Origin of the sequence: Paenibacillus sambharensis, from assembly GCF_003233845.1 — a bacterium.
GTDB lineage: Bacteria > Bacillota > Bacilli > Paenibacillales > Paenibacillaceae > Paenibacillus_I > Paenibacillus_I sambharensis.
On record NZ_QKRB01000009.1, the window covers coordinates 1 to 575 of the forward strand.

Sequence of the window (575 nt, forward strand, 5' to 3'; positions counted from 1 at the left end):
CATCCCCGGATCAAAGCCTGCTTACGGCTCCCCGAGGCATTTCGTCGTTCGCCACGTCCTTCTTCGGCTCCTAGTGCCTAGGCATCCTCCGTGCGCTCTTAGTAGCTTAACCTGGTCGCTCCGGATGATCGCTTCGTCGTGTGTTTGCACCCCGGTCTCGTTACCGCTAAAGCGGTCTCTTGACTGTGGCGCAAAGAACACTCCTCACCGACATCCTTCGCTGTGTAATGTGGCTAGCCGCCATATTACGGTTAGAACTAATCAGCTAATTGGCTGTAACTGTTCGACTCGCTTATGTGAGTCGCAGTTAGCAGCGATGTTCTAGACTTTCATTCGCTATCCAGTTTTCAAGGTGCAATGCCTGCCTCATCGGCAGGAAGATCATCTTAACATCTGGAGTCTTTGCTTTCAACACATAAATGTTGGAAAGTTGACTCGTTACTGTTAAATAATCTGGGTATTTAGTTACCCGCTTGGCAACGTCCTACTCTCCCAGGACCCTGCGGTCCAAGTACCATCGGCGCTGGAGGGCTTAACGGTCGTGTTCGAGATGGGAACGCGTGGATCCCCTCCGC

General features: G+C 52.2%; 2 rRNA genes. Both read right to left on the reverse strand.

Annotated features, from left to right (window positions below):
* Positions 1-112: ribosomal RNA gene (locus DNH61_RS01065) — 23S ribosomal RNA — on the reverse strand; the annotation flags it as partial.
* 359 nt (positions 113-471) lie between these two features.
* Positions 472-575, reverse strand: a 5S ribosomal RNA gene (gene rrf, locus DNH61_RS01070); the annotation flags it as partial.